At 52.5% G+C, this 8965-nt stretch carries 8 protein-coding genes; 7 read left to right on the top strand and 1 reads right to left on the bottom strand.

Translation table 11 applies throughout. The features are described 5' to 3' along the window. Nucleotides 1-29: 29 nt before the first annotated feature. From PSE_RS06575 to PSE_RS06555, 4 genes are all read left to right on the top strand, one after another. Complete coding sequence (locus PSE_RS06575) at nt 30-905, top strand: hypothetical protein (RefSeq protein WP_051125886.1); 876 nt, start codon at nt 30-32, stop codon at nt 903-905. 22 nt (nt 906-927) lie between these two features. Next, the gene (locus tag PSE_RS06570) at nt 928-1383 is read left to right on the top strand and encodes a type III secretion system chaperone (RefSeq protein ID WP_014284139.1); all 456 of its coding nucleotides are present in this window, start codon (nt 928-930) and stop codon (nt 1381-1383) included. Between the two features lie 415 nt (nt 1384-1798). Next, nucleotides 1799-2776 carry an aldo/keto reductase gene (locus PSE_RS06565; RefSeq protein WP_008552783.1) on the top strand — a complete coding sequence of 326 codons (978 nt, stop codon included), beginning with the start codon at nt 1799-1801 and terminating at the stop codon, nt 2774-2776. Nucleotides 2777-3334: 558 nt separating this feature from the next. After that, nucleotides 3335-4945: a BCCT family transporter gene (locus PSE_RS06555; RefSeq protein WP_014284138.1), complete on the top strand. Its 1611-nt coding sequence runs from the start codon at nt 3335-3337 to the stop codon at nt 4943-4945. A gap of 100 nt (nt 4946-5045) precedes the next feature. On the opposite strand, the gene PSE_RS06550 is transcribed toward PSE_RS06555, so the two are convergent. Then, a complete protein-coding gene (locus tag PSE_RS06550) occupies nt 5046-6161 on the bottom strand; it encodes an extracellular solute-binding protein (RefSeq protein ID WP_148266093.1) in 1116 nt (371 codons plus the stop codon). Between the two features lie 262 nt (nt 6162-6423). Here PSE_RS06550 and mgtE point away from each other — a divergent pair, with 262 nt between their 5' ends. From mgtE to PSE_RS06535, 3 genes are all read left to right on the top strand, one after another. Next, nucleotides 6424-7830: a magnesium transporter gene (gene mgtE / locus PSE_RS06545; RefSeq protein ID WP_014284136.1), complete on the top strand. Its 1407-nt coding sequence runs from the start codon at nt 6424-6426 to the stop codon at nt 7828-7830. Nucleotides 7831-8014: 184 nt separating this feature from the next. Next, nucleotides 8015-8407: a hypothetical protein gene (locus tag PSE_RS06540; RefSeq protein WP_041768070.1), complete on the top strand. Its 393-nt coding sequence runs from the start codon at nt 8015-8017 to the stop codon at nt 8405-8407. Nucleotides 8408-8605: 198 nt separating this feature from the next. Next, nucleotides 8606-8950 (top strand): cupin domain-containing protein, encoded by a 345-nt coding sequence (locus PSE_RS06535; RefSeq protein ID WP_244421362.1) that lies wholly within the window; start codon nt 8606-8608, stop codon nt 8948-8950. Nucleotides 8951-8965: the final 15 nt, after the last annotated feature.

The raw sequence follows: 8965 nt of genomic DNA, 5'->3' as shown, positions 1-8965 counted from the left end.
AAACTTACTTCAACGTGGAAGGTGCGCAGATGGATATTACGTCGACCTCAAACTCAGTCAGTGGTGCTTTTGGTGTTCCTCCCCTCACTGATGGCGCAGCCGTACAGGGCGGTATTGCAGATGGGGCATTTCTTAGCGCTGAGAGTGTCAGTCGGTCGGGGAAACCGGCAGATGATCAACTGCGGCCCTCCTCTTCTCATAAACAGAGCTTTGCTCAAGTTGGTGAGACATCCGAACTTCAGAATGTGAAGAGCCGGGTTGAAGAGCGCCGGGATGCTAAGCGGGAACTCGTCAGTGACCTAATTGATCTGATTGAAACCGGACACGGCGGTTCCAGAGCCTTGATGGCAGGTGCGTTTGAAAGAACGACTGAGAAACTCAACGTGTTGATGATCAAGATCGAAGAGTCTCCAGCACTCAAAGATATTGTCAAAACCGGAAAGGGCTTCAAATCTGCTCCCGACGGGTTGATCAACGTCCTTTCCCGCCGGGACAATATGCACTCCTTCCTGAAGGCTCACACTGCACGCGATATGTACAGTGAGAACTTTTGCCTTCAGTCGATGGTTTCTGATCTGAAGTCCTGGACCGGAAAAGTCATCGACACACAAAAACACAGCTTTGATCGGGCTACGGCTGCGGATCTCCACCAGCGACTGGATGCTTCAACGGATGTAGGCGCTGCTGAATATGCCAAGAACCCTGCCAGCCGTGCGCCGGAAACACCGGAGGAAGCGGTTCAATATCTTTTCTTTGCTGTTGGTTTGTTCGGCAACGATAAGGAAGCCTGGACTGACTATGCCAAGGAGCCTTTGCAGGACACCTTCCCTACCATTCAAAACCTGAGCTTTGAGCGGGCCCAAGCTGTATTTGAGCGTAAGTCCGCAGCTGGTGATTATGCATAGGGCGATGAGAAGGTAAGACGACATGGCAAACCAGTTTAACTCCATGCTGACCCAACTTGGTGAGAAATGGGGCCTTTCTCTCCGTCTGGATCAGCAAAACGCCGTAAAGCTCACCGACCGACACGGCACCGTTTGGCAGCTTGAGTATTATCCTGAGACAGGTTCCTTCACTTTTTCCGGTGTGATTGATTGCCAAATCCATTCTGAAGAGGATTACTCCTTCTGGCTTGGCCTCAACCGGGAGCGGGACCTGATGGGGTACTCTTATATAAGCGTGGAGGATGGGCTGGTGCATTTGGAATGCACTTTGCCAGCTGATGTTCTGGATGCACAGCAGCTTGGGAACTTGCTTGAGAATATGAGTGGGTTGATGGTTGAGTTGGTGGATTATGGAGCGAAGGGTACTTTGGCGAGATCTGTGCCTTTACAGAATGGCGCCGGTCAAACAGATGGGGCTCTTATGTTTCTGGAGGTTTAAGGCAACAAGGCACAGAGCTAAGCCGCTTTCCATAGCTTAGCCTGTCTCTGAGACCACTTCCTTTATATAGGATCTGTCGTTTGCGTTGGTTTGCGTGATTTTGCGTTGAACCGCGTTTTTCTGCGTTGCTATGTTGTTCTGAAGCAGATGCAGAGTGGTTTGCCTCGATTTGAGAGCCGCTGTTCGTGCCTTATAGAGAAGAGCCTTTTCTTGCCCCTAACACGAACTCATTCCCCTTCTATCCTATCTTATCCCCGCCCCTTGCAGATCTATCCCCGTTTCTACCTCAGTCTTTGCAGATTTGGAGAGCTTCTGCTGTTCAGAGTCAGGTCTGGAAAGGCGGTTATGGCGCATTGTCATCATTGAGTTTGTGTGCTCCCTTCGCTTCGGGAGATTTTTAATCACGGAAATAAGAATGATTTTCAAAGCTTTGAAAGAAATGAATACCTCTGTTCTGGGGTTTGGTTGCTGGGCTGTGGGCGGCACCTGGAACGATACTGAGGATCAAACCTCCATCCGAACCATGCAGACTGCTGTGGAGCTTGGCATCAACTTCTTTGATGTTGCTCCGGTTTATGGCCTTGGCCATGCCGAGACGCTTTTGGGAAAAGCGCTTGAGACCACCGCGCGTGAGCAGGTTTACATTGCCACCAAATGCGGGCTGGTTTGGAATAACCCGGAAAAAGCCGTCAAAAACAACCTGACCAAAGCCTCAATTATTGAAGAGGTGGATCAGTCACTGGTTCGTTTGCAGACAGATTACATTGACCTTTTGCAGTGCCATTGGCCTGACCCAAACACGCCGCTGGAAGAAACAGCTGAAGGGCTGCGTGCCGTGGTGGAGAGCGGGAAGGTTCGTCATTTGGGCGTCTCCAACTTCTCATTGGAGATGACGCAGGAGCTGATGCAGCATTGTGAACTGGCGACTTACCAAGGGCTTTATAATCTGCTGGAGCCGAATGCCACGCACTATCACAATATTCCGCTGAGCTATCGCAGCCGCGACGAGATCATTCCACTTTGTGAAAAGCATGATCTTAAATACCTGCCGTATAGCCCGCTGATGCAGGGGCTGCTGACAGGTACATTCAAGCCGAGCGGTAATTTTGATGAGAAAGATGACCGGGCGAACAATCCGAAACTCAACTCACCGCTACTGGAACAGTATCTGGGCTGTGCTGATGAGTTGAAAGCTTATGCGGAAACAGCAGGCATGCCGCTGGCGCATCTGGCTATGGGTTGGCTGATGGCACAGGATGCTGTTGGGCCAATCATCACCGGCGCCTATCAGGAATGGCAGGTGAAAGAGAACATTGCCGTTACTGAACGCACCTATGATGCAGCCCTATTGAAGGGCGCAGAAGACATAGTGGCGAAGTGGTCACTGGCATAAAACAGCAAAACCCAGCTCCTGCAGCTGGGTTTCTCTTTCTGCTCTCAGTAACAAAGGGTCTACCACTCTTTACATCAGACCATGTTCGACACCGTGAGGAATACGGTTTTGGAATAATGAGATTGCAACCTGAGAGATGTGGGATAGGAACCTTTTATATCTGGCGTTGCTTTTGCACGATCAGGCAAGGTTGAAAAAGCTATCCCCAGCCATACGTAGTTTTACGCTTGTGTGCAATGCATCTAAATTTGTAGGTTTCGCGCACATCAAGTGGTGTCTATCACTTCACCATCAGCGTCGGCCTTCTGACATGGCCTGATCACTTTCGCTGTTTGGCGCCACTATCCATCTGTGCTTCCGCCATGGGAGCAACCGCGTTGCCAGCTTCGCCCCTTTGTTTGGGCCCTTTATCTCTGGCAGTGATCATGGACTCGCCCTTGAGTTTTCGCGGCAGATGGCAAACAAGCGGATTTTGGCTCTTGGTTGAGCTACTCAATCCATGCAACGCGCGCATTCGGTGCTGCACGTGTGGATGTCTGCCAATAAAACAGGACCAGTATGACTGATCAAACCTGCGCAGATCTCATCCCGGCCCCGGAAGGGCCGTCTAATCTTATTGATACAGACTACGAAGTTGGACAGGACAATATTACACCACGAATCGCTGGTGTTCCGTTTGACGTTCACAACGTGGTTTTCACTATCTCCAGTATTGCGATTGCAATTTTTGTTGCAATTACTCTGCTCTACAAAGACGCTATTGGGCCGGTCTTCACCGATCTTCGTGTGTGGCTGACTTCTAGCTTTGACTGGTTTTTCCTAATTGCCGGCAATATTTTCGTGTTGCTTTGCCTTTTCCTGATTGTCTCTCCACTCGGGAAGGTGCGGATCGGCGGCAGAGATGCAAAACCAGATTACAGCTACTCAGAATGGTTCTCCATGCTGTTTGCAGCTGGCATGGGCATTGGCCTTGTCTTCTACGGCGTTGCTGAGCCAATCGGGCATTACTCTTCCATCACCTCTGGTAGCAGCTGGGCGCCTTTGGGCGGTGAAGCGCTGAACGGTGCGGAAGCAGAACGCCTTGCCATGGCCGCAACCATCTTCCACTGGGGTCTGCACCCATGGGCGACTTACGCTGTGATCGCTCTTGGTCTGTCGCTGTTTGCTTACAACAAGGGTCTGCCACTGACCATCCGCTCCATCTTCTACCCTATTCTGGGTGAACGCGTTTGGGGCTGGCCGGGTCACGTGATTGATATTCTGGCTGTGTTTGCGACTTTGTTTGGTCTGGCGACTTCTCTGGGTATTGGCGCGGAGCAGGCAAATGCTGGTTTGCAGCATCTGTTTGGTATGGAAAGCACCACAACCTCCAAGGTTCTGCTGATCATCGCGATCTCTGCTATTGCACTGTGTTCCGTTGTTCTGGGTCTGGATAAGGGCATCAAACACCTTTCCACCTTCAACGTGATTACTGCTGCTTTGCTGCTGGGCTTCGTTTTGCTGGCAGGTCCAACACTAGATATTCTGCAGAAGCTGTTCTGGAACCTGGAAGCTTATCTGGAATACCTGCCTGCGCTTTCCAACCCGGTTGGCCGCGTGGATGACAACTTCCGTCAGGGCTGGACAACCTTCTACTGGGCCTGGTGGTTCTCCTGGGCACCGTTTGTGGGCATGTTCATTGCGCGCATCAGCCGTGGCCGTTCCGTACGTGAGTTCATGATCTGCGTGCTGGTTATTCCAAGCGTTGTGACTACCCTTTGGATGACTGCATTCGGTGGCACTGCGATTGAGCTGGAAGCAACCACCACCCTTGGCAAGATTGCTGGTGCGGCGACTGAGATTCAGCTGTTTGAACTGCTGAGCAACCTGCCGCTGGCTGAAATCACCTCTGTTCTGGGCGTTGTTCTGATCATCACCTTCTTCGTCACCAGCTCCGACTCCGGTTCTCTGGTGATCGACACCATCACTGCAGGTGGCAAGGTGAATGCACCGGTTCAGCAGCGCATCTTCTGGGCGTCTCTGGTGGGTCTTGTTGCGATTGCATTGCTGCTGGGTGGCGGTCTTTCCAGTCTGCAGGCGATGACCGTTTCCACCGGCTTCCCGTTTGCGATTGTCCTGCTGGGCGCATGTTTCGCGATCGTCAAAGGTCTGCGCAGCGAACCAAAGTAAGACAAAGTTACATCAAGCATTTTAAAAGCGGCGGAGTATTCTCTGCCGCTTTTTTTGTTTGCACTTCTATATGAGCGATAAGCTCATGATCTTCACTGCATCAATGAATGGTTGCCGCTAGTTTTTTAGCGGCGGCGCGCATGTTGGATGGGAGCGGGATATAGCCGGAGGAGATGGCGGCGCCTCTTGCCTGTCCGCTTAAGACGAACTCGGCGAACTCACGCACGGCGGTGCCGGTTTTCTCGTCAGGGTAGACGTCTTCCGTCACCAGCCAGAAAAATGAGATGATGGGATAGGCGCTTGGAGATTCAGGATTGTGGATCTCATCGATGGACAGCGGCTCTCCACTGCGACTGATTTCTTCGATAGCAGCTTCACCTGCGTTTAAGGATGGAGCTACAAAGTTGCCCTTCTGATTTTCGACCAGCGCCATGGGAATGCCGAGCGTGCTGCCGAAGGCGGAAGGCGCGTAGCCGATGGATCCGTTGATCTCCGTGAGTTTGGTCACGACTTCAGAGGAGCTGGGGACGAGGATGGTGTCTTTCGGGAAGGTTTCCAGCGGCCAGATGCCAGCAGTTTTACCGGCCCACGCATTTTCTGCGGAGTAAAGATGTCTGGAGAGTGCCAGGTTCGCACCGCTGGCATCACTGCGGCCAATAATGGTGATCTTCAGTTTCGGCAGGCGCAGGTCCGGGTTCACCATGCGGATTTCACGATGGTTCCAGAACTGGATGGAGCCGTCGAAGATGCCAGATAGGGCGTTGCGGGTGAGCTTAAGGTGCCCTACCCCCTCGATATTGTAGAGAATGCCGAGCATGCCTGCGGTGATTGGGATTTCCAGCAGTTTGTCTTCAATGGCGACGGGCTCATCCGCTGCGTCCACATCCAGATCCTGCTCCAGAATAGCTTCCAGCGGTGCACTGGAGACGGCGAAGTCCACCTTGCCCGATTGCAGGGCCAGCACACCTGCGCCACTGCCGATGGGGTCGTATCTGACTTCGATATCCGGATTGGAGGTTTTAAAGAGCCGCAGAGTCTCGTTGAACAGGACATCCGGATACATGGAGCCGGCGCCGGTGAGCTCTTCGTGCGGTTCTGCCTGAGCGTAGCTGTCCTGGGCGTATGAAGACTTGATCAGAAAACCGGTTGCCAAAAGTGAAAGAAACGATGCAGCTAAAATCTGAACGCACAGTTTTGGAGAGATCCGGTTGAGCATGGCACATCTTTCTCGGAGATTTTCCAATATGTAAACGCTGTCCTGCGTCATTTTTCTGCTGGCAGAGGCAAGTTGATCTGCCAGTCCACTGTCCCTCATAGCTCAGATTTTATAAAGGCTTCCTCTTTGCGGGCTGCAGTATTCTTTGAAAACTTTAGGGATGCTCTCAGCTGGTTGGTTTTGCTTGTTCTTAGGGAGAGATTTACTTCGCTGAGGCATGGTCTGGGCAAGCAGCGAACGTACCCAGACGAAGGTGCGGAGGATGGCCAAGAACAAGAAGCCACTCCAGTGGAGCAGTAAGGCAGATACAGCAGCGCATGAGCACAACAAACAGGTGCTGAAGCGGGTGCGCCATCAGTTGCGCGCGGACGACACCACCCCATTGGTGAAGCGGCTGAAAAAGTGGTCCCCAACAGACCTTTTGCAGCTGCTGACTGCCCTGCCCTTGCCTGAAGCACGCAAGCTGTTTGCGCTGCTGCCCATCCGCCCCTCCACCAAGATTTTGGCTGAGCTTTATCCGGACTTTCGGGCGGAACTGCTCAAGGATGGGACTACGGCACGGCTGGTGGAGATCCTCAACACCATGAAGGAGAGTGATCTGGCGGATACGCTGGACGAGTTTCCGCAAAGCCTTCTGGATATTGTAGTGCCACAGCTGGATGCACGGGCGGAGATTGAGGAGCGGATACGACATGGAGAGGACACCGCCGGACGTCTGATGAGCCGCAAGTTTGTTGCGTTTAACGAGGATTACACTGCCGGGAAAGCCATTGCTGCGATCAAGAGCCAGTATGATCTGGTGGGCCGGTTCCGCACCGTGTTTGTGGTGGATGCCAAGCACCGGCTGGTGGGACGGCTGGATGTGACGCGCCTTTTGACGCTGGAACCCAAGGCCCGCATTGGAGATGTGATGGATGCCAATGTGCTGGCGGTTTCTGCGGAGATGGATCAGGAGGATGTGCTGCGCAAGGCAGCCAAGCGGCAGATTTCCTCCATGCCGGTGATTGACAGCGACGGCAAGCTGATTGGCCGGATCACCACTGAGCAGATGAACCAGATTGCACGCGAGGAGCTTTCGGAAGACCTGATGCTGATGGGCGGTGTTTCACCAGAAGCACGCCCGACGGATTCTGTGCGCCGGATCATCAAAGGCCGGTTGCCCTGGCTTATGACGGGACTAATAGGCTCTGCTGTGGCCGCGCTGGTGGTTGGATCTTTTGAGGATGAACTAGAGAAAGCGGCCATTCTGGCGGCGTTTATTCCCGTGATCATGTCCATGGCGGGCAACTCAGGCCTGCAAGCCTCTGCGGTTGCAGTTCAGGGCATTGCGACTGGATCTATCTGGACGGGCAGCACCTTGTTCCGGCTCTGGAAGGAGTTTTGCGGGGCGATCTCCAACGGATTTATTGCGGGCAGTGTGCTGACGGTGCTGATCAGCATTGGGGCCATTTTGTTTGAGATCCACGATCCGGTATGGCTCGCGCTGACGGCGGCGCTCTCACTGGTCATCGTCACCACAGTGGCAGCCATGGTGGGGGCAACAGTGCCGGTAATACTGGACAAAATCGGCATTGATCCCGCTGCAGCAACGGGCGTTTTCATCACCACCAGCAATGATGTACTGGGCGTGCTGGTCTACTTCACCACCGCCAGTTTTCTTTATCTCTAGTCGACTTATACCCTGTACAGAATTCTCTGCCGAGGCATGCCTGCGAGAAAATCGGCCGAAAGCAGACATTTGCGCCATTCTGCCTTGGGTTCACAGAAGATCTAGCTGACGAGCACCATGCTGATTGCACAACTTTAAATATATATAAAAATAACTATCTTATTATTAGGGGTGAGAATCGTTTATGAAACTGAAGCTTATATCAACTCTCTTGGTGGTTGCAGCTGTCACGGGCTGTGCTGGACCTCAGGGAAAACTAATAACACCGACTGCCAATGGTTATGACAAAATAGTTTTCCAAAAAACCGCCCGCTTTAAGGTAGCCCCTGCTATACAATATACTATCGTTGCAGGAAGTGAATTCATCCAAGATCGAACTATGAAAGATGTTCCAGTTTATTGCGGTCAGGTGACACGCGGCTCAGTTCTATTACCTACAGACGCAGGAACTCAAATAGTTGGAGATTGTTTTATTTATGAAGATCACGACGCGATAACAGTCAATCCGATGCGGCTTTATCACGGTACACGAAAACTCCCGCAAGGTACGATTAAGCTCGTAAAGGCCAAACGTTAGCATCTCAAGAGTTATGGCCTCGCATGACGTGTGGGTGGATCTGGATTGAAGAAAGTTCCAACGCCATAATCAGGCTCTGGTTTACTCTCAGTAAACAGCCCGCATAAAGATCGATTTATGAGTAAGAGGGACTTTATGGAACAGGAACAGAGCTTCAGTCATAATGAGGGGGAGAATGGGGAATTTGAGGAGCGGGGGTTGCGGAGTTATTTTGAGTATCGCGACCTTGGTGTGGCGGATGCGACCAACGGGGCTGTGGTTGCGCATGTGATCAAAGCGCGGGAGGGGCACAATGCGACGGGCCAGTGGCATGTGCATGATTGCTCCTTTCAGTTTTACTATGTTCTGAAAGGCTGGGCGCGGTTTGAGTATGAGGGGCATGGCATTCGCACGGTAAGGCCGGGCGATTGTGTGGTGCAGCCTGCTGGCATTCGCCACCGGGAGATTGAGCATTCCGAAGATTTTGAGCTGATTGAGGTCGTCTCGCCTGCCAACTTTGGCACCCGCGCGGAAGACGAAGAGGTTGAGGCAACCGAGGCCTGACAGCAAAACCGGGGC

It is taken from the genome of Pseudovibrio sp. FO-BEG1 (genome assembly GCF_000236645.1).
GTDB lineage: Bacteria > Pseudomonadota > Alphaproteobacteria > Rhizobiales > Stappiaceae > Pseudovibrio.
The sequence above is the reverse complement of the archived record's forward strand: the minus strand, read 5'-3'. Positions and strand labels throughout refer to the sequence as shown.